Source organism: Rhizobium sp. CF122 (assembly GCF_000282035.1).
Taxonomy (GTDB): Bacteria; Pseudomonadota; Alphaproteobacteria; order Rhizobiales; family Rhizobiaceae; genus Rhizobium.
On record NZ_AKKA01000064.1, the window covers coordinates 42,453 to 61,660 of the forward strand.

At 60.2% G+C, this 19,208-nt stretch carries 24 protein-coding genes and 1 pseudogene; 10 read left to right on the forward strand and 15 right to left on the reverse strand.

Annotated features, from left to right (window positions below; genetic code table 11):
* Positions 1-138: 138 nt before the first annotated feature.
* From PMI09_RS10665 to aat, 5 genes are all read left to right on the forward strand, one after another.
* The gene (locus PMI09_RS10665; protein ID WP_007792729.1) at positions 139-897 is read left to right on the forward strand and encodes a DsbA family protein; all 759 of its coding nucleotides are present in this window, start codon (positions 139-141) and stop codon (positions 895-897) included.
* Between the two features lie 144 nt (positions 898-1,041).
* Positions 1,042-1,479: a type II 3-dehydroquinate dehydratase gene (aroQ, locus tag PMI09_RS10670; protein ID WP_007792731.1), complete on the forward strand. Its 438-nt coding sequence runs from the start codon at positions 1,042-1,044 to the stop codon at positions 1,477-1,479.
* A gap of 22 nt (positions 1,480-1,501) precedes the next feature.
* Positions 1,502-1,975, forward strand: coding sequence for an acetyl-CoA carboxylase biotin carboxyl carrier protein (gene accB / locus PMI09_RS10675; protein WP_007792734.1), 474 nt, complete (start codon positions 1,502-1,504; stop codon positions 1,973-1,975).
* A 10-nt stretch (positions 1,976-1,985) separates the two neighbouring features.
* Complete coding sequence (gene accC / locus PMI09_RS10680) at positions 1,986-3,332, forward strand: acetyl-CoA carboxylase biotin carboxylase subunit (protein WP_007792735.1); 1,347 nt, start codon at positions 1,986-1,988, stop codon at positions 3,330-3,332.
* 6 nt (positions 3,333-3,338) lie between these two features.
* A complete protein-coding gene (gene aat, locus PMI09_RS10685; RefSeq protein WP_007792737.1) occupies positions 3,339-3,953 on the forward strand; it encodes a leucyl/phenylalanyl-tRNA--protein transferase in 615 nt (204 codons plus the stop codon).
* A gap of 3 nt (positions 3,954-3,956) precedes the next feature.
* Here aat and PMI09_RS10690 read toward each other — a convergent pair whose 3' ends face one another.
* The 5 genes and pseudogenes from PMI09_RS10690 to gatB form a co-directional block, all read right to left on the reverse strand.
* Positions 3,957-4,382 (reverse strand): DUF2155 domain-containing protein, encoded by a 426-nt coding sequence (locus tag PMI09_RS10690; RefSeq protein WP_007792740.1) that lies wholly within the window; start codon positions 4,380-4,382, stop codon positions 3,957-3,959.
* A gap of 104 nt (positions 4,383-4,486) precedes the next feature.
* Positions 4,487-4,885, reverse strand: coding sequence for an NADH:ubiquinone oxidoreductase subunit NDUFA12 (locus PMI09_RS10695; RefSeq protein ID WP_007792741.1), 399 nt, complete (start codon positions 4,883-4,885; stop codon positions 4,487-4,489).
* A gap of 104 nt (positions 4,886-4,989) precedes the next feature.
* Positions 4,990-5,444 (reverse strand): annotated as a pseudogene (locus PMI09_RS10700) (GNAT family N-acetyltransferase).
* Positions 5,445-5,457: 13 nt separating this feature from the next.
* The gene (locus PMI09_RS10705) at positions 5,458-5,961 is read right to left on the reverse strand and encodes a GNAT family N-acetyltransferase (RefSeq protein ID WP_007792746.1); all 504 of its coding nucleotides are present in this window, start codon (positions 5,959-5,961) and stop codon (positions 5,458-5,460) included.
* 4 nt (positions 5,962-5,965) lie between these two features.
* The gene (gatB, locus tag PMI09_RS10710; RefSeq protein ID WP_007792747.1) at positions 5,966-7,465 is read right to left on the reverse strand and encodes an Asp-tRNA(Asn)/Glu-tRNA(Gln) amidotransferase subunit GatB; all 1,500 of its coding nucleotides are present in this window, start codon (positions 7,463-7,465) and stop codon (positions 5,966-5,968) included.
* A 139-nt stretch (positions 7,466-7,604) separates the two neighbouring features.
* On the opposite strand from gatB, the gene PMI09_RS10715 reads away from it, so the two are divergent.
* On the forward strand, positions 7,605-7,919 hold the full coding sequence (locus tag PMI09_RS10715; RefSeq protein WP_007792749.1) for a DUF1294 domain-containing protein: 315 nt from the start codon (positions 7,605-7,607) through the stop codon (positions 7,917-7,919).
* On the opposite strand, the gene PMI09_RS10720 is transcribed toward PMI09_RS10715, so the two are convergent.
* Positions 7,911-8,417, reverse strand: coding sequence for a GNAT family N-acetyltransferase (locus PMI09_RS10720; protein WP_007792751.1), 507 nt, complete (start codon positions 8,415-8,417; stop codon positions 7,911-7,913). The two genes, PMI09_RS10715 and PMI09_RS10720, sit on opposite strands and share 9 nt — an antisense overlap.
* A 293-nt stretch (positions 8,418-8,710) precedes the next feature.
* Here PMI09_RS10720 and PMI09_RS10725 point away from each other — a divergent pair, with 293 nt between their 5' ends.
* Positions 8,711-8,968 carry a YjhX family toxin gene (locus PMI09_RS10725; RefSeq protein ID WP_007792755.1) on the forward strand — a complete coding sequence of 86 codons (258 nt, stop codon included), beginning with the start codon at positions 8,711-8,713 and terminating at the stop codon, positions 8,966-8,968.
* 36 nt (positions 8,969-9,004) lie between these two features.
* Here the strand turns inward: PMI09_RS10725 and PMI09_RS10730 are convergent, their stop codons facing one another.
* The 5 genes from PMI09_RS10730 to PMI09_RS10750 all read right to left on the reverse strand — a co-directional run bounded on the left by PMI09_RS10730 (position 9,005) and on the right by PMI09_RS10750 (position 12,443).
* Entirely contained in the window at positions 9,005-9,280 is a 276-nt protein-coding gene (locus tag PMI09_RS10730) for a hypothetical protein (protein ID WP_007792757.1), read from the reverse strand.
* Between the two features lie 24 nt (positions 9,281-9,304).
* On the reverse strand, positions 9,305-9,769 hold the full coding sequence (locus PMI09_RS10735) for a GNAT family N-acetyltransferase (protein WP_007792760.1): 465 nt from the start codon (positions 9,767-9,769) through the stop codon (positions 9,305-9,307).
* 20 nt (positions 9,770-9,789) lie between these two features.
* Positions 9,790-11,271: an Asp-tRNA(Asn)/Glu-tRNA(Gln) amidotransferase subunit GatA gene (gene gatA / locus PMI09_RS10740; RefSeq protein WP_007792763.1), complete on the reverse strand. Its 1,482-nt coding sequence runs from the start codon at positions 11,269-11,271 to the stop codon at positions 9,790-9,792.
* Between the two features lie 54 nt (positions 11,272-11,325).
* Entirely contained in the window at positions 11,326-11,613 is a 288-nt protein-coding gene (gene gatC / locus PMI09_RS10745; RefSeq protein WP_007792766.1) for an Asp-tRNA(Asn)/Glu-tRNA(Gln) amidotransferase subunit GatC, read from the reverse strand.
* 125 nt (positions 11,614-11,738) lie between these two features.
* Positions 11,739-12,443: a metal-dependent hydrolase gene (locus tag PMI09_RS10750; protein WP_007792769.1), complete on the reverse strand. Its 705-nt coding sequence runs from the start codon at positions 12,441-12,443 to the stop codon at positions 11,739-11,741.
* 117 nt (positions 12,444-12,560) lie between these two features.
* On the opposite strand from PMI09_RS10750, the gene ruvX reads away from it, so the two are divergent.
* Positions 12,561-13,055: a Holliday junction resolvase RuvX gene (gene ruvX, locus PMI09_RS10755; protein ID WP_007792771.1), complete on the forward strand. Its 495-nt coding sequence runs from the start codon at positions 12,561-12,563 to the stop codon at positions 13,053-13,055.
* Here the strand turns inward: ruvX and PMI09_RS10760 are convergent.
* The 4 genes from PMI09_RS10760 to PMI09_RS10780 all read right to left on the reverse strand — a co-directional run bounded on the left by PMI09_RS10760 (position 12,992) and on the right by PMI09_RS10780 (position 16,698).
* Entirely contained in the window at positions 12,992-13,324 is a 333-nt protein-coding gene (locus PMI09_RS10760; protein ID WP_007792773.1) for a DUF6105 family protein, read from the reverse strand. The genes ruvX and PMI09_RS10760 overlap by 64 nt on opposite strands.
* Positions 13,325-13,618: 294 nt before the next feature.
* Positions 13,619-14,281, reverse strand: a complete 663-nt coding sequence (locus PMI09_RS10770) for a TetR/AcrR family transcriptional regulator (RefSeq protein ID WP_007792778.1) — start codon at positions 14,279-14,281, stop codon at positions 13,619-13,621.
* Between the two features lie 150 nt (positions 14,282-14,431).
* Positions 14,432-15,049, reverse strand: coding sequence for a GNAT family N-acetyltransferase (locus PMI09_RS10775; protein WP_007792780.1), 618 nt, complete (start codon positions 15,047-15,049; stop codon positions 14,432-14,434).
* A complete protein-coding gene (locus PMI09_RS10780; protein ID WP_007792782.1) occupies positions 15,049-16,698 on the reverse strand; it encodes an acyl-CoA dehydrogenase family protein in 1,650 nt (549 codons plus the stop codon). The genes PMI09_RS10775 and PMI09_RS10780 overlap by 1 nt, the downstream gene beginning before the upstream one ends.
* 179 nt (positions 16,699-16,877) lie before the next feature.
* Between PMI09_RS10780 and PMI09_RS10785 the strand changes: the two genes are divergently transcribed.
* Positions 16,878-17,834, forward strand: a complete 957-nt coding sequence (locus PMI09_RS10785; RefSeq protein WP_007792784.1) for an aspartate carbamoyltransferase catalytic subunit — start codon at positions 16,878-16,880, stop codon at positions 17,832-17,834.
* On the forward strand, positions 17,831-19,120 hold the full coding sequence (locus PMI09_RS10790) for a dihydroorotase (protein ID WP_007792786.1): 1,290 nt from the start codon (positions 17,831-17,833) through the stop codon (positions 19,118-19,120). Before PMI09_RS10785 ends, PMI09_RS10790 begins: the two co-directional genes overlap by 4 nt.
* Positions 19,121-19,208 lie beyond the last annotated feature (88 nt).

Sequence of the window (19,208 nt, forward strand, 5' to 3'; positions counted from 1 at the left end):
GAACAGCGGATGCGAAATTTCTTGTTTGAAGACGACCGGACGCACCATAATTTGACGGCATCTGATTTCCGCCGTTAACCGGGCAGTGTTATCCGGCGCCTAGAACGATGCATACGAACTGCTGATAACGAGGATATAATGGCCATACTTCCGAAAATCTTCACCGCACTGGCGCTGACTGCCTCGGTGGCAACGGCCTACCCGGCATCGGCGCTCGATGAAGCGCAGAAGAAGGAGTTCGGCGAGTTCATCAAGCAGTATCTGATCGAAAATCCGGAGATCATGCTGGATGTTCAGGATGCCCTGCAGAAGAAGCAGGAGCAGGCGCGCCTCGTCAAAGCCAATGCGGTGATTGCTGACAACAAGTCAACGATCTTCGATTCGAAGTATGACATGACGATCGGCAACCCGAAGGGCGACATCACGATCGTCGAGTTCTTCGATTACAATTGCGGCTATTGCCGACACGCACTTTCCGACATGCAGACGATGCTCGAAAAGGACAAGAATGTCCGCTTCGTGCTCAAGGAATTCCCGATCCTCGGCCCGGAATCGGTCGCCGCCCACAAGGTGTCCGATGCATTCCGCAAGCTGGCGCCGGAAAAGTATAGCGAGTTCCATATCGCGCTTCTCAGCAGTGATGGCCGCGCCGACGAAGCGAGCGCAATTGAAGTCGCCGGGTCGCTTGGCGTCAGCGAAAAGCAAATCCGTGACGAGATGGCCAAGAGCTCCAGCGATGCCTCCGTGAAGGAGACCTATCAACTTGCACAGAGCCTCGGCATCACCGGTACACCGTCCTACGTGATCGGCAACGAACTGGTTCAGGGCGCAGTCGGTTTCGATGATCTCGAAACCAAGGTCAAGAACATGCGCGCCTGCGGTAAGACGAGTTGTTGAGACGACGCCCATCAAATCGCCAAAATCGAAGCGTTTCAGCCATGTGGACAAATGTGGCGCGATTCGGGCTGCGTTTCCCAAAGGGCTTTCATTAGGTTCGTTGGGAGTCTATAGGTTGCCGTCTCGCACTTGATGGAACACTCGATGACGCAAACGATATTCGTCCTGAACGGGCCCAACTTGAACATGCTCGGCAAAAGAGAGCCGGGCATCTATGGGGGCAAGACGCTTCAGGATATCGAGGCGGATTGCAAGGCGGCTGGGCGTGAGCTCGGCTTCGATATCGATTTTCGCCAGAGCAATCACGAAGGTATGCTCGTCGACTGGTTTCACGAAGCGAACGACAAGGCCGTTGGCGTGGCGATCAACGCCGGAGCCTACACGCATACGTCGGTCGCGCTCCACGACGCAATTCGCGCTATTTCCATTCCGGTAATAGAGCTTCATATCTCCAACGTCCACGCGCGAGAAGAATTCCGCCACAAGTCGATGATTGCGCCTGCGGTTAAGGGCGTCATCTGCGGCTTCGGGCCTCATAGTTATATTCTAGCGCTGCATGCGCTGAAGAATCTCACGGCATAAGAAGAACACAGGGCAAACACTCATGGCTGAGAAGAAAAACGGTATCGACCAGGCGCTGATCCGCGACCTCGCGAACATCCTCAACGATACGGATCTGACGGAAATCGAAGTCGAGCAGGACGATCTGCGAATTCGCGTTTCGCGCGCCGGCAACACCCAGTACGTCCAGGCTCCGATCGGCGCGCCTGCATTTGCCGCCGCAGCGCCGGTCGCTGCAGCTCCAGCCGCCGCCGCGGCGCCTGCGGCTCCCGCGCGCAACCCTGCCAACACCGTTAGCGCTCCGATGGTCGGCACGGCCTACATGGCTCCGGCTCCGGGCGCGCGTCCCTTCATCGAGCTCGGCGCCACCGTCAAGGAAGGTCAGACGCTGATCATCATCGAAGCGATGAAGACCATGAACCAGATCCCTTCGCCGAAGTCCGGCAAGGTCACCGAAATCCTCGTCGAGGACGGAAGCCCCGTCGAATACGGCCAAGCCCTCGTCGTCATCGAATAAGGCGAGCGTCATGGTCTCGAAAATCCTCATCGCCAACCGCGGGGAAATCGCGCTTCGCGTGCTGCGCGCATGCAAAGAGCTCGGCATTCCTTGCGTCGTGGTTCACTCGACTGCCGACGCCGATGCCATGCATGTGCGCCTTGCCGACGAAAGCGTCTGCATTGGCCCGCCGCCCTCGCGCGAAAGCTATCTGAACATTCATCAGATCGTGGCCGCCTGCGAAATCACGGGTGCCGATGCCGTGCATCCGGGATACGGATTCCTGTCCGAAAACGCCAAGTTTGCGGAAATCCTGGAAGCGCATGGCATCACGTTCATCGGCCCGACGGCGGAACATATCCGCCTCATGGGCGACAAGATCACCGCCAAGACAACGGCGCAGGAGCTCGGTATCCCTGTCGTTCCGGGGTCCGATGGCGAGGTCAAGACCGAGGAAGACGCACTGCGTACTGCCGCTGAAATCGGCTATCCAGTGCTGATCAAGGCAACCGCAGGCGGCGGTGGCCGCGGTATGAAGGTTGCCAAGTCCGAGGCCGACCTGATCGAAGCCTGGTCGACGGCCCGTACCGAAGCGGCAGCCGCTTTCGGCAACGATGCCGTCTACATGGAAAAGTACCTCGGCAAGCCGCGCCACATCGAAATCCAGGTGTTCGGCGATGGCGAAGGCAATGCGATCCATCTCGGCGAACGCGATTGCTCGCTGCAGCGCCGCCATCAGAAGGTCTGGGAAGAAGCCAACTCCCCGGCCCTGAACGTCGAGCAGCGAATGAAGATCGGCCAGGTCTGCGCCGATGCCATGAAGAAGCTGAAGTATCGCGGCGCCGGCACGATCGAGTTCCTGTACGAGAACGGCGAGTTCTATTTCATCGAAATGAACACCCGTCTGCAGGTGGAACATCCGATTACCGAGGCAATTACCGGCATCGATCTGGTCCACGAGCAGATTCGCGTTGCTTCCGGCGGCGGGCTCTCCGTCAAGCAGGAAGAGATCAACTTCCACGGCCATGCCATCGAGTGCCGCATCAACGCCGAGGACGCGCGTACGTTCGTGCCCTCTCCGGGCACGATCACGCACTTCCATGCGCCGGGTGGTCTTGGGGTTCGCGTCGATAGCGGCGCCTACCAGGGCTACAAGATCCCGCCTTACTATGACAGCCTCATCGGCAAGCTCATCGTATTCGGTCGCACGCGTGTCGAATGCATGATGCGTCTGCGTCGCGCGCTGGACGAGTTTGTCGTGGACGGCATCAAGACCACGCTTCCGTTGTTCCAAGATCTGGTGGACAATCAAGACATCGCCAACGGCGACTATGATATCCATTGGCTGGAAAACTATCTGGCCAAAAAACCGGCGTAACAGAGAATGGCAGGATCGCGCAGGAAGTCTCCAGGCATAACACCGGAAATCCTCCTGCGCGCCTATTCTATCGGCCTCTTTCCGATGGCCGAATCGGCTGATGACCCAGAGATATTCTGGGTCGAGCCCGATCTTCGCGGTGTCCTGCCGCTTGATGAATTCCACGTTTCCAAAAGCCTCGCCAAGACGATCCGGCGCAAGCCTTTCGACATCCGCTTCAACCACGATTTCGATGCGGTGATCGCAGCCTGCGCGGCGGAGACCGGGGACAGGCCGAGCACCTGGATCAATCAAACGATCAAGACGCTTTATTCCACGCTGCATCGCATCGGCCACGCGCACTCGGTCGAGGCATGGGACGGTGACGAGCTTGTCGGCGGATTATACGGAGTGTCGCTGGGTTCGGCGTTCTTCGGCGAAAGCATGTTCTCACGGCGGACGGACGCTTCGAAGATCTGCCTCGTTCATCTCGTGGAACGGCTGCGGACCAAGGGGTTTACCCTGCTCGATACACAGTTTACGACCGAGCACCTAAAGACTTTCGGAGCCATCGATGTTCCGAAGGATGAGTACGCTCACATACTCGCGGCAGCAATTGAATCACCGCACCTGGAATTCTGAGAATTAGTTGGCTGCCTTGTCGGGCGCGGGCACGTCCGAGTTCTGCTTGCAGTCCTTCAGCCAGACGTCATAGATCGGATGCTCGACGGCATTGAGGCCGGGGCTGTCGGCAAACATCCAGCCGGTGAAGATGCGGCGGATCTTGCGGTCGAGCGTAATCTCGTCGACTTCCACAAAACCATCTATCTTCTGCGCTTCGGCCTGATCGCGCGAATAGCAGGCCTTAGGTGTCACCTGCAGCGCGCCGAACTGCACGGTCTCGTTGACATAGACATCGAACGTCGTGATGCGGCCGGTGATCTTGTCGAGGCCGGAGAAAACAGCGACCGAGTTCTCGATGCGCGCAGCGGAGGCGACCTGCGGCAGAAGGCCAAGCGCCAGGGAGAGCCCGGCGGCACGCAGGAGATTCTTCCGCGTGAAAAGCTTCATATCTGCCCGTCTCCACAGCATCTTGAAATCGAAGGCCGCAATCGCTGCGGCCATTCTGCGGGTAATGGTCAATTGTGGCCAAAAGCGGGGCCGGCGGGGCCTGCTCAGTTGCCAGGTGTCCAGGCATCGTAGTCGCCCGTAACCCGCGGACGTTCGCCAGGAACGACCAATGATCCAGGCGGGCGATAAGCCTGCGGCGAACCCGTCGGGTTTGCGCGATGCGGCTTCTGCCATTCCTTGGCGACGTAGTTTTCCTGGCTCGGAGGAACGTTCGTGCGGTGGTGCATCCAGCCGTGCCAACCCGGGGGAATTGCGGAGGCCTCGGCATAGCCCTTATAGATCACCCAACGCTTCGGAAGGCCGTAGGACGACATGCCGCCTTCGTAATAAACGTTGCCCAATTCGTCTTCACCGACGCGCTTACCGAAACGCCATGTCGCAAAACGCGTACCGATCGTCTGACCGTTCCACCAGGTGAAGATTTGCACGAGGAGATTCTTCATGTCTTTTCCTTGAGCTAGCCGGACGGCGAGCGGGACCAGAATTTGATCCCTCGCTTATGCCGCCAGCGATCCACATTGTCCAGTGATTCCGGCGCCACACCGGCTCATTTCAGCGCCATCTTGAAGTCGAGATGCGATTGTTTGAAGCCCAGTCGCTCATAGAAACGGTGCGCATCCTTGCGGCTGGCGTTCGAGGTCAGTTGCACGAGCCGAAGACCGCGACGTTTTGCCTCCGCGATGGCAAACTCGATCATCTGAGCGCCGATGCCCTGTCCTCGCATGTCGCCCCGCGTCTGCACCGCCTCGATGATCATCGAGGACGAGCCCCTGCCAACCAGCGACGTCACGATCATCGTCTGGAACGTGCCGACGACCTGCCCTTCGCGTTCGGCGACGTAGAGCGTCTGGTCGCGTGATGAGGCGACCCGCTCGAAAGCCCGGGAGATAGTCGCCGAAGGCCTCAGGCGCCGTCGTATCGCCGTGACCGCCGAGTTCATCCCCGGCAAAGATGTGCCGCCACGTCGGCGTTGCGCGCCTCGCGAATGATGGTTTGGCTCATGGTCACATTGTGGCTAGCGCTGCTCGAGAGGTTTTTCGAGGATCAGCGTCGGTATGCCGGATTGCCCCGGCCCGTCGTTTTCATTGCGGCCGACATCCTCGAAGCCGTGAGCATGATAGAAGGCGATCGCCGTCTTGTTCCGCGGCTCTACCTCCAAGCGCATGATCTCGGCATCGGGAAAACAGGTTTCCAACTCGGCAAAGATCTCCCGCCCGATACCCTGGCGATGCAGCGGGGGACGAACATAGAGCAGATGCAGCATGACGGTCTTCGTCATTTCATCCGACATGGCGGCGTAACCGATACCGCCGATATCCTTACCGTTATCGGCAACGAGGAACTCGGCATTCTTCTTCGCCAGTCGCGCCTGCAGCGCCGCCGGCGAAAACAGATGCGCAATGAGCTCGGCTACCTTCGCTTCGCCATAGAGGCCAGCATAGGTCGCGCGAAAGCCCTCATCCAGCAAGGTGCGCATCTTGCTTAGATCACCCTCGCTGGCGGTGCGCACGAAATACACGGTCTTACTCCTCGATGCCGAGCTTCGCCTTGACCAGAGCCTGGACTGCCTGCGGGTTTGCCTTGCCACCCGTTGCTTTCATCACTTGACCGACGAACCAGCCGGCAAGCGTCGGCTTGGCCTGGACCTTCGCCACCTGATCCGGGTTGGCGGCAATGATCTCATCGACCGCCCTCTCGATCGCGCCAGTATCGGTCACCTGCTTCATGCCCCTGACTTCGACGATCTCGGCAGGATCGCCGCCTTCGTTCAGCACGATTTCGAACAGGTCCTTCGCAATCTTTCCTGAAATAGTCTCCGCCCTGATAAGATCAATGATTGCGCCGAGTTGCGCCGGCGAGACAGGCGTCTCCTCGATGCTTTTGCCTGTCCGGTTCAAGGCACCGAGCAGATCATTGATGACCCAGTTGGCGGCTGCCTTGCCGTCGCGGCCTTCGGCCACGGCTTCGAAATAGTCGGCGATCGCCTTTTCCGAGACCAGAACGGAAGCGTCGTAGACCGAGAGACCGAGTTCGCGCACGAAGCGCTCCTTCTTGTCGTCGGGCAATTCCGGAAGGTCGGCTTCAAGCGCCTTGACGAACGCATCGTCAAACTCGAGTGGCAAAAGATCCGGGTCCGGGAAGTAGCGGTAATCGTGCGCATCTTCCTTCGAGCGCATCGACCGCGTCTCGCCCTTGTTCGGGTCGAAGAGACGGGTTTCCTGCTCAATCGCGCCACCATCTTCCAGGATGCCGATCTGGCGCCGGGCTTCGTATTCGATCGCCTGGCCGATGAAGCGGATGGAGTTGACGTTCTTGATCTCGCAACGGGTGCCAAAGCCTTCGCCCGGGCGACGGACGGAGACGTTGACGTCGGCGCGCATGGAGCCCTCGTCCATGTTGCCGTCGCAGGTGCCGAGATAGCGCACGATCGAGCGCAATTTCGTCATGTAGGCCTTGGCTTCTTCCGACGAACGCATGTCCGGCTTGGAGACGATCTCCATCAGCGCGACGCCCGAGCGGTTCAGGTCGACATAGGACATGGTGGCGTGCTGGTCGTGCAGCGACTTGCCGGCGTCCTGCTCCAGATGCAGCCGCTCGATGCCGATCTCAATGTCCTCGAACTGGCCCTGACGATCCGGCCCGAGCGAGATGACGATCTTGCCTTCGCCGACGATTGGATCCTTGAACTGCGAAATCTGATAGCCCTGCGGCAGGTCGGGATAGAAATAGTTCTTGCGGTCGAAGAGCGAGCGCTTGTTGATCTGCGCCTTCAGGCCAAGACCGGTGCGGACCGCCTGCCTGACACATTCCTCGTTGATGACAGGCAGCATGCCGGGCATGGCCGCATCGACGAGCGACACGTTGGAATTCTGCGGCTTGCCGAACTCCGTCGCCGCGCCCGAGAACAGCTTCGAATTCGACAGCACCTGTGCATGAACTTCCATGCCGATGATCACTTCCCAATCGCCAGTGGCGCCGGGAATGAAGCGTTTCGGATCAGGCGTACGAACGTCGACAATCATTGAGATGCTCTTTTTGAGGCTGTTCTTTTCAACTCGTGAGGTAACGGAAATGGCTTGCCGGTGCAAGGCTTTCGGCTGTCCCGTTGGGCGGGCCAGCCGGTTTGGGGCGTGTTAACGCAATGTCGCTAGCGTGGCCCGCATGACGGCGACTGATATTCTCATGATCCTCGGGCTCTTCCCGGCACTCAATGTCTTCGTGTTCTCGATCTATTTCCTCGACAAGCAGGCTGCTCGCCATCATCGTCGCCGGATCAGCGAGAAAACCTTGCTGACGCTCGCATTCGTCGGTGGCAGCCTGGGCGCGGTTTGCGCGCAAAGGCTCCTACGTCACAAGACGCAGAAAGAACCGTTCCGATCGATCCTTAGGGCCATTGCCATGTTTCATATGCTGACCGCGCTTCTTTTATCAGGCGCCCTCGGCTACGTCGTGTTGGACGGCACGCTGCTAGACTAGACCGTATGTGCCGTCGTCCGCCGATTCCAGAGCCTTTGACAAACCGACTGACGGCACATCACGATCGAGCTTGGGATTGTAGACAATCGATAGCCAATGAATTGCGTATCCACGCTTCTGGAAGAAGCTGATCGCTTCGGAGTTTCCGGAGTGCGTCTGCATCATTGCCGTATCGAAGCCCTGCGCTGCTATGTCTTTCTCGATATCCTGCAAGAGGGCAGTTCCGAGACCGTGACCGGTGAAGGCAGGATCGATCCAGAAATCCGAAATCTTCTCGTCGAGCGTCTCGCGCGCCGCCCATCCTGCCGCATGCCCGTTCCATTCGATGACAGTGACGGTGATCCAGCTACCCGTAACGAAATCGAAAAACGCGCTTCGCGCGGCATCGACCATGGCATCCCCTTCGCCGATGGATGCCATTGCCTTCTGCCAGGCCCTTATTCCGATCTCGCTCAAAAGCTCCGCTTCGCCTTCGCGGGCATTGCGAATGTGGATCAATAGCCTCTCCGCGTTTTCGCAGAAGTAAACACCGAATCACCGCGTTATCAAAGCGTTGGGTTTCGAGCGCGAGACCCAGCACAACATCCCCCATTGGTTGCAAAACTTGACGAAATTGAGGTCAGCGGATATGACGACCTTATGTTGAATTGGTCTTCTCAGACCCGGTAGAGGCCCTGCCCGCAGGTTTTTCTTGCGCGCACGGGCCCGAAAAAACGAAGCCCTGACGTCCAATCGGACGCCAGATCGTTTTTACGCGCCTCCTCAAGGCGCTACGACCGGATCAACATTCCATGGATATTTCACGCACGGAGCAGCGCATCCTGCACCTATTGGCCCAAGGTGGCCGGATTGAAATCGAACGCGACGACAACCGGAAAATCGAGGCGGTGAAGTGCTTCACCCGCGACGGCTGGGTCTATCCCGGCTTCGGCCTCGAGCTGTTTCGCAAGCTGAAGCAGAAGAGGGCCATCAAATCCTCGGGCGGCAAGCCCTATCGCATCACCGAACGGGGATTGGTTCTGGTGAGAGCGGAACAGGACAACAGATAAACTCCTGGCCGCGCGTCGCCTCAGCGCGCGGCTTCCTCAAAGACGCGTGGCAAGCTCGGCCTTCATCGCCGACCACTCCTCGGCCACCGAGCCGCTCCCACGATGCTTGCCAGCACGGCGGTACCAGTAGTCAGCATTCCAGTCGTCGCCTTCGATACGATGGCAGATGGCATGACCCCAATCGAAAGGCGCCTCGCCTTCGTGCGCCTGGCAGATTGCATGCACGGCCTGCCACTCCGCACCCACGGTGAAACCTGCCGCCGCGAGGCAGTCGAATGCTTCGATCATGTCCGCAATATTCTGTTTGGCCATAGGCCTCCTCCCGAAATTGCGCCTTCAGCCGAGACGCTTCTCCAGATGCACCTTTTCGAGCGGAATGCCGAGTTCCGCATCAAACTTCTCACCGCGCCAGACGATCGAGAAGCCGGCCCGCTCGTAAAGTCGGATGGCGCCGCCATTGGTAGCGCGGGTGTGGATTTTTGCAACTTTGAAGCCGTCAGGGGCAATGCGTTCAATGAAGTAGCGCACTAGGGCGGAACCGATGCCGCGGCCCTGGCAGGCGGGATCGATCCAGATGTCAGAAATGTAATTGGGTTTGTTTTCCCGGGCGCGCCAGCCGGCTATCCTACCTTCGAACTCAGCGACGATGACATCGCCCTTTGCTGTAGCGGGATAGTCGAAGAATGCTCTGCGGGCACCTTCGATGACGTCAGCCCGGTTGAAACCAGCTTCGCCAGCGCCGCTGGATTTCCATGCCGCAAAACCGACGTCGCCGACCATGTGATGGTCGGCGACGGTCATTTTCCGGATTGTCAGCTCGCTTACCACCACTTGGCAGGCGTGAACCTGCCCGCGGCCTGCTCGATCACATGCGCAGTCTTGAACAGCGTTTCTTCGTCGAACGGTTTGCCGATCAGCTGCAGACCGAGCGGCAGGCCCTTGTGATCGAGGCCGGCCGGAACCGCGATGCCGGGCAGCCCGGCCATGTTGACCGTCACCGTAAAGATGTCGTTCAGGTACATCTTGACCGGATCGGAGGCGAGGTTTTCGTCGGCGACGCCGAAGGCGGACGACGGTGTCGCGGGCGTCAGGATCGCATCGATACCGGCATTGAAGGCCAGTTCGAAGTCGCGCTTGATGAGCGTGCGAACCTTCTGGGCCCTGATGTAGTAGGCGTCGTAGTAACCGGCCGAGAGAACATAGGTGCCGATCATGATGCGGCGCTTGACTTCCTTGCCGAAGCCGGCGGCGCGGGTCTTTTCGTACATGTCGACGATATCCTTGCCGTCGACACGCAGGCCGTAGCGGACCCCGTCGTAGCGGGCGAGGTTCGACGAGGCTTCGGCGGGGGCGACGATGTAGTAGGCCGGCAGCGCGTATTTGGTGTGCGGTAGCGAGATGTTGACGATCTCGGCGCCTGCGTCCCTGAGCCAGGCAATTCCCTGCTGCCACAGGGTTTCGATTTCCTCTGGCATGCCGTCGACGCGGTATTCGTCCGGAATGCCGATCTTCATGCCCTTCAGCGACTGGCCAAGCGCGGCTTCATAGTCCGGAACCGGCAGGTCGACGGAGGTCGTGTCCTTGGAATCGACTGACGCCATCGACCTCAGCAGGATCGCGGCGTCGCGCACGTCGCGCGCAATCGGGCCGGCCTGATCGAGCGACGAGGCGAAAGCCACCGTGCCCCAGCGCGAGCAACGGCCATAGGTCGGCTTGATGCCGACCGTGCCGGTGAAGGCGGCCGGCTGACGGATCGAGCCGCCTGTATCGGTCGCCGTAGCACCGGCGCAGAGGTGGGCTGCAACCGCAGCTGCGGAACCACCGGAGGAACCGCCTGGCACCAGTTGCTGGTTGGAGCCGCCCGAACGCCAGGGATTGATCACCGCGCCGTAGTAAGAGGTTTCGTTGGAAGAGCCCATCGCGAACTCGTCCATGTTGAGCTTGCCGAGCATGACGGCGCCGTCGTCCCACAGGTTCTGGGTGACGGTCGATTCGTAGTGCGGCTTGAAACCATCCAGGATGTGGCTGCAGGCTTGGGTATGAATGCCTTCGGTCGCGAACAGGTCCTTGATGCCGAGCGGGATGCCTTCGAGCGCACCGCCTTTGCCGCCGGCGAGACGCGCGTCTGAGGCTTCCGCCATCTGCAGCGCCTTCTCGGGCGTGACCTTAATATAGGCATTGAGCTTTTCGTTGGCCGCTTCGATTGCCGAGATGTAGGCCTCGGTCAGTTCGGTTGCTTTGATCTCCTTGGCGCGCAGCTTCGTGCGGGCTTCGGCAATGGTCAGGCTGGTGAGTTCGCTCATGGTAATTCGCTTCAAATCTGGAATGGCAACGGAGGTCGGAAAGCAGCGAGAGCCTTATTCGACGACTTTGGGTACCAGGAAGAAATTCTGATCGGTGACAGGAGCGTTCGAGACAATGTCGGCGGCCTTGTTCCCGTCGGTCACGTCGTCCCTGCGCTTCTTCATCTCCATCGGAGTGACCGATGTCATTGCCTCGACGCCTTCGACATCGACCTCCGAGAGCTGCTCGACGAAGCCGAGAATACCATTCAGCTCGCCCACCATGCGGTTTGCCTCTTCTTCCGAGACGGCAATACGGGCAAGGCGCGCTACGCGCTTAACGGTGGCAAAGTCGACGGACATAACATTCTCCGGATGGGATTTTTCCTACCCGCTATAAAGGCCATGCCCGCTGTGCGCAACGGGCATGGTCTTTGGATTGCGTGGAATTCCTTCTCCGAAATCGAAGCGATTTCGGCAGACCTCGACTAGAGAGAAAGGCTTTCGCCCGGCTTAGGCGTTTTCACAGCTGTCTTCGATCCGTCCATGCCGGAGACGAACTTCTCGGGCGTCTGGTCGATGATCGGGAAGGTGCCGTAGTGGCAGGGTATGGCGGTCTTGAAGTTGAAGTAGCGTTGGCAGGCCAATGCCGCCACCGCGCCACCCATGGTGAAGCGGTCGCCGACTGGCATGAGGCCGATGTCGGGCTGATGCAGCTCGTTGATCAATGCCATGTCGGAGAAGATGTCGGTGTCGCCCATGGCGAGGATAGAAGCCTCCTCGTCGAAGTGCAGCATCAGGCCGTTGGCATTGCCAAGGGCGTGCGAAACGCCATCCTCGGTGATCTGGGCGGAGGAATGCAGCGCGTTGGTGAAAGTCGCCGAGAAGCCGTCGAACGAAATCGTACCGCCGGTGTTGCCCGCTTCGATCTTCTTCAGGCCCTTCGAGCTCAGCCAGGCGGCAAGATCGGCGTTTGCGAGAACGACCGCGCCAGTCTCCTTGGCAAGTGCGACGGTATCGCCGACATGATCACCGTGACCGTGGGTCAGCAGGATATGTGTAACACCGCTCGCGACATCCTTTGCATTCTGGCCCGCAAAGGACGGATTGTGCGTGAGAAACGGATCCAGCAGGATTTTCGCCTTTCCGATCTCGATGCGGAAAGCGGAGTGACCAAGCCAAGTGATCTTCATGAAATTCTCCTCTTATTATGGGATGCAAAAGCCTGCTTTGCTGGTTATGGACATATCCGATGCGGCCACAAAGAAAAGCGGCGCTGCTTCAATTTCTTTTGACGGGATGAAACGACGATGACGGTGCTGACGATTGAGGAACTGGCGACGGTGCTGCAGCCGGGACAGGCGATCGCGGGTCTCGATCTCGGCACGAAAACGATCGGGCTCTCGATGTCCGATCTCGGTCGGCGCTTTTCGACGCCCCGGCCCGTCATCAAACGCGAGAAATTCACGATCGATGCGGTAACGCTGCTGGAGTTTGCCACGAAGGAAAAGGTTGCCGCCTTCGTTATCGGCCTGCCGATGAATATGGACGGATCGGCCGGACCGCGCGTACAGGCAACGCGGGCCTTCGTGCGCAACATGGAGCAGAAAACCGCTCTGCCCTTCGTGTACTGGGACGAGCGGCTGTCGACGGTCGCCGCCGAGCGTGCTCTGCTGGAAATGGACGTATCGCGCAGGCAGCGTGCCGAGCGCATCGACTCGGCCGCGGCAAGCTTCATTCTTCAGGGAGCGCTGGACAGGCTTTCCTTGCTCGGCAGAGCGGCATCCGACGACTTGGATCCGTGACGAGCACGCCACCAGGCGGCAATCGCCTTGCGTCGGCGGAACCCAATGATTGCGAAAACGACGAGACTGTCGACGACGATCGCACGCGCGACCAGAGGCGGAATGGTTTCCGGCGGAATGCCGAGGATCTTCCCATAAATCTCGAAGGTCAGGTCGTGAACCTGCCTGCTCAGCATGAAGATGCCGAAGCTCATGTCGTAGTAGGAAAGCCAGTACCATCCCGCCAGAAAGACAATGGGACCGGCCCAGAAGATCAGAAACCACTTCATGCGGTCGTCTCTCGTTCTCTTCGAATGGATAGCCCCTCGTAAGAAACCAGCCATATCGACAACGCCATCGAACCCAGAACCAGCGCCGGCACAGCGATATCCAGCGCAAGCACAGCGAAAAACATCATCGCGGCAACAAGAAACGCGGCTCTCGCGATTTTGGTTCCCATGGTTCCGGACACCCAACACTTTGGACTGCCCCAGCAACCTGACTTCTTAACCGGAAAGGCGCAACGTAAACCATTTGTTAAGGTTAACGCGCGACGGAAGGCCTGTGGAAAGACTGTCTCTGCTTCAGCCGTAGACGCCGCGAACGATGCGTTTCAGGGCGGTTGCCGCCTTCTCCCAATCCTTCGGCGTCTTGAGTGCCAGCCCAGCGCACTGGCCGCCGGCGGAGGCGGAAAGCACGAGATGCTGAATGGCTGCGATCAGAATCGCATTGACGGCCACGACATCGACGCCCTTCGGCGGCGTCAGCGATCCGCGCATCCGGTCGAGCCAGTTTGCCAAGGCCTTCGACCGCGCCTCGGAAAGCCGCCTGACCTGCTCGGTGTTTTCGGAAACCTCCCAGGCAACGATGCGACGAACAAGCGGATCATCCCTCAAGGCCTCGAGGAACAAGAGTGACAAGCGCTCCATCAGGTCGCCGTAAGTCAAAAGGAACATGCCGCCGGTGTCCTCGGGAATACGATCCTTGACCCAGGTGCCGAGATCAGCGCCGATCGCCTCCACCAAGCCGTTGAGGCCCCCATAGTAACGGTAGATCAACTGCTTGTCGCATCCCGCGCGGCGGGCAACTGCGTTGACCCCGAAATTCTGGAACCCCTCCTCCGCCAGCAGCGACTTGGCTGCCTTAAGGATTGCCTTCTCCGTCGCGCTTCGGTCTCGGATACGTTTTTCCGGTTCGACACGGATTGCGTCGGCAACGGGCGTTAGCACCATGGGATCATTGAGCATTAGGATTCGGTCCGAATTGTCACTTTGCGGTGAGTAGCAACACCACCCAACACCGACAACGGACAAGCCTTTGAAAGATTGTGGACAGCCTGCCAAAGGTGACGGCAGTCAGGGCACTGTCACCGTTCGGCGACATGACGCTGCTTGACCCTAGAGCTCCTGCCCAAACCAGGCCGTCGGATCGGAAGCATCCACAAAGGGAGGTTCGAGACGTGCAAACCCACGGGAACCCCAGAAGCGCAGGGCACCATGGTTATCGGCGCTGGCACCGAGGTGGACTGCTGTTACGCCGGCGTCTCGGGCATTCGTCAACCATCGATCAAGAAGCCCGGTGCCCATCCCCTGGCCTTGAAGGCGCGGCAGAAGGTTCATGTGAATATGGGCTGGAAAGGCTTCGGCGATCGCGGCAGGCACCCGAGACGGGTGATGGATCGCGGCGATGTATTTCTGATCCGCATCCCAGCTGGCCGGATCGCCCTGTGGATCGGCGTACGTCTCTCGGAGCGCCGGCCACCAATCGCGTTCAAGCCGCTCCTCGAAGGAAATCGTGTCGAAGACACCGACGATGTAGCCGGCAACCCCTTCAAAATCTTCTGCCACGAAAGCCGTTTCGGGACTGAGCGAGACGTAGGGCGCTGAGTAGACATGGCCGATCAGCTTGCCGTCGCGATGCAACTCGGACGCATCGCGGCCAGCATCGCCCGTCACCAGCGAGATTCGATAGATCTGTTCGAGATCATCGGCACGGACGGGGCGCAGTATAGTCATCAGCTTGCCGGCGGATAGAGCAGATCGACGATGTAGCTGGCGTCGAAGCGCGAATCCAGCATGCCGTAGGTCGAGCGCCAGCCGCCTGCGAGCCGCGTCTCAATGAAGGCGTCGGCGATCCGGCCTGCTCCCAGGCGATACAGTTCGGCGGCGCCGGCAGCGAGTGCGAGCTGTTCGACCAGCAGACGCGCAGCGCCTTCGTCCCGCTCGCAGAGCGCCATCGCGGCGCGCAGCACGTCGATCGTCTTCTTGCCGGCCGGCCCGAGATCGCGCGCGAGCCCGGCAAACACGGTTTCGAAGAGATCCTTGCCGCGGTTCAGGATGCGTAGCACGTCGAGCGCCATGACGTTGCCCGAGCCCTCCCAAATCGCGTTGACCGGAGCTTCCCGGTAATGGCGGGCGATCGGGCGCTCCTCGATGTAGCCGCTGCCGCCGATGCACTCCATCGCCTCGTAGATCAGTGCGGGCGCGATCTTGCAGCACCAGTATTTCGCAACCGGCGTCATGACGCGGGCGTAGGCCGCCTCTTCGGCACTGCCGCGCGCCCGGTCGAACGCATCGGCGAGGCGGAAGGACAGCGCTGTCGCGGCCGCCACATCGAGGGCCATATCGGCCAAGACACGCGTCATGATCGGCTGGCTGACCAGCATCTTGCCGAAGACGCTGCGGCCGCGGGTATGGTGCACGGCTTCCGCGAGCGAGGCACGCATCATGCCCGAGGAGGCCAGCGCGCAGTCGAGGCGCGTCAACGTCACCATGTCGAGAATAGTGCGGATGCCACCATCCGGCGTGCCGAGCAGGAAGCCGAAGGTATCGCTGAATTCGACCTCGGACGAGGCGTTGGAGCGATTGCCGACCTTGTCCTTCAGACGTTGGAAGTGGAGGCCGTTCGCCGAACCGTCTTCCAGCAGCCGAGGAACGAGGAAGCAGCCCATCCCATCCTTCGTTTGCGCCAGCATCACGAAAGCGTCGCTCATCGGCGCCGACATGAACCACTTGTGGCCGGACAGGCGGTAAATGCCTTCGCTGACCTTTTCGGCCGTCGTCTTGTTGGCGCGGACGTCGGTGCCGCCCTGCTTCTCCGTCATGCCCATACCGATCGTCACGGCGGACTTCTGCATGGCCGGCTTGTTCGTGGAATCATACTTGCGCGACAGTATCTTCGGCGCCCAATCCTTCTGAACGGCCGGCGAGGCGGAAAGGGCCGCGACCGAGGCGCTCGTCATTGTCAGTGGGCAAAGATGGCCAGATTCGAGCTGCGCCGTCAGATAGAAGCGCGCCGCCCTGACCTTGTGCGCGTGGTCCTTCGCCTCGGTATCCGCCTGCGGATCCCACACCGACGAGTGAAGCCCCGATGACATCGAACGGCGCATCAGCGCGTGCCAGGCCGGATGGAACTCGACGACATCCAGCCGCTCGCCGCGCGGACCATGCGTGCGCAGCTGCGGCGTTCCCTGATTCGCCATGCGCGCCAGCTCCTGCGCCTCCGGCGAGGTCACGTAGCGCCCCATATTGTCGAGATCATCGCGGATCCCGCGCGGCAACGTGCCGGTCAGGTCCACGATCAGCGGATCGGACCTGTAGGCATTGATCCCAGACCACAGGCTCGGCTGGTTGAGTTCGGCAAGTTTCTCTTCGGCGGGCGTCATGAATCGCTTCTAGTGCAAGAGGCAGGCAAAGGGAAACCGGAAGTTATAATTTCCCTATCTCTGCAATAGTTGAATTCGGGCAAAATTGCAGGGGGAGACGGGCCTTTCCCACAGCGCAAGCTTGCCGCCGCCCGGCGCACTCTTTATAGACCCCGCAGACGACAGCAAGAGGCAGGTTCATGGTCTTCTTTCCCCACCGCCACCTCATCGGTATCAAAGGGCTCACAGAGCAGGATATCACCTTTCTCCTCGACAAGGCCGACGAGGCCGTCAAGATCAGCCGGCAAAGGGAGAAGAAAACGTCGACGCTGAGAGGCCTCACGCAGATCAACCTTTTCTTCGAAGCCTCGACGCGTACACAATCTTCGTTCGAGCTCGCCGGAAAGCGCCTCGGCGCCGACGTGATGAACATGTCGGTCGGCAATTCCTCGGTGAAGAAGGGCGAGACGCTGATCGATACGGCGATGACGCTGAACGCGATGCGGCCCGATGTGCTGGTTATCCGCCACTCCAGCGCCGGCGCAGCCGCCCTGCTCGCACAGAAGGTTTCCTGCTCGGTCGTTAACGCCGGCGACGGCCAGCACGAGCATCCGACCCAGGCGCTGCTCGACGCGCTGACAATCCGCCGCTCCAAGGGCAAGCTGTCGCGCATCATCGTCGCGATCTGCGGTGACGTGCTGCATTCCCGCGTTGCGCGGTCGAACATCCTGCTGCTAAACGCCATGGGCGCGCGCGTACGCGTCGTTGCTCCAGCGACGCTGCTGCCTGCCGGCATTGCCGACATGGGCGTCGAAGTCTTCCATTCCATGAAGGAAGGCCTGAAGGACGCCGACGTGGTGATGATGCTGCGCCTGCAGCGCGAACGTATGTCCGGCGCCTTCGTGCCCTCGGTGCGCGAATACTATCACTTCTACGGGCTCGACGCCGAAACGCTCAAGGCGGCGAAAGACGATGCGCTGGTCATGCATCCCGGCCCGATGAACCGTGGCGTCGAGATTTCCTCGGAGGTAGCGGATGGACCGCAGAGCGTGATCGCAGAACAGGTGGAAATGGGGGTGGCGGTGCGCATGGCCGTGATGGAGACGCTGCTTGTCTCGCAAAATCAGGGTCCACGCACCGAAGGAGCCGGCGCATGAGCAACTCGATCGTCTTCAAGAACGTTCGCATCGTCGACCCCTCGCGCAATCTCGATGAAGTCGGCACCATCATCGTCAAGGACGGCGTGATCGTTGCAGCCGGTGCGGATGCGCAGAACCAGGGCACGCCCGCTGGCGCCAAAGTGCGCGATTGCACCGGCCTCGTTGCCACACCAGGCCTGGTGGATGCGCGCGTTCATATCGGTGAACCGGGCGCAGAACATCGCGAGACGATCGCGTCGGCGAGCCGTGCGGCAGCCGCCGGTGGCGTCACGTCGATCATCATGATGCCGGATACCGATCCTGTCATCGATGACATCGCGTTGGTCGAGTTCGTCAAGAAGACGGCGAAGGACAAGGCACTCGTCAACGTCTATCCCGCAGCGGCGATCACCAAGCACCTTGCCGGTGAAGAAATGACCGAGATCGGCCTGCTGATGGAAGCAGGCGCCGTCGCGTTCACCGATGGCCGCTCCAGCGTCCATGACACCCAGGTCCTGCGCCGGGTCATGACCTATGCGCGTGAATTCGGCGCGGTGATCTCCTGCGAGACTCGCGACAAATATCTCGGCGCGACCGGCGTCATGCATGAGGGACTGTTCGCGAGCTGGCTTGGTCTCGGTGGCATTCCGAAGGAAGCCGAGCTCATCCCGCTCGAACGCGACCTGCGCATCGCCAAGCTGACGCGCGGCAACTACCACGCCGCGATGATCTCCGTGCCGGAATCGGTCGAAGCGATTGAACTTGCCCGGAGCCGCGGCGCTACCGTGACCTGCGGCATCTCGATCAACAATCTCTCGCTCAACGAGAACGACATCGGCGAGTACCGCACCTTCTTCAAGCTCTACCCGCCGCTGCGGTCCGAAGACGACCGCGTGGCGATGGTGGATGCGCTGGCCCGCGGTGCAATCGATATCATCGTCTCCTCGCACGATCCGCAGGACGTCGACACGAAGCGCCTGCCCTTCGGCGAGGCCGCGGACGGCGCCGTCGGCCTCGAAACGATGCTCGCTGCGGCGCTTCGCCTGCATCACAGCGGTCAGGTAAGCCTCATGCGCCTCATCGATGCGATGTCGACGCGGCCGGCGCTGATCTTCGGCCTCGAGGCCGGCACGCTGAAGCCGGGAGCGAAAGCAGATATTACGCTGATCGATCTCGATGACCCTTGGCTTGTTTCGAAGGACATGCTTCTTTCCCGCTCGAAGAACACGCCGTTCGAAGACGCGCGCTTCAGCGGACGCGCTGTTGCGACCTACGTCGCCGGACAGTGCGTGCATACGATATAAAAAGACCACCGGAGGGGAACATGGTCTCGGATCTCATGACGTGGCAGATCACGCTGCCGATCGCTTTGGCGGCAGCCGCCATCGGCTA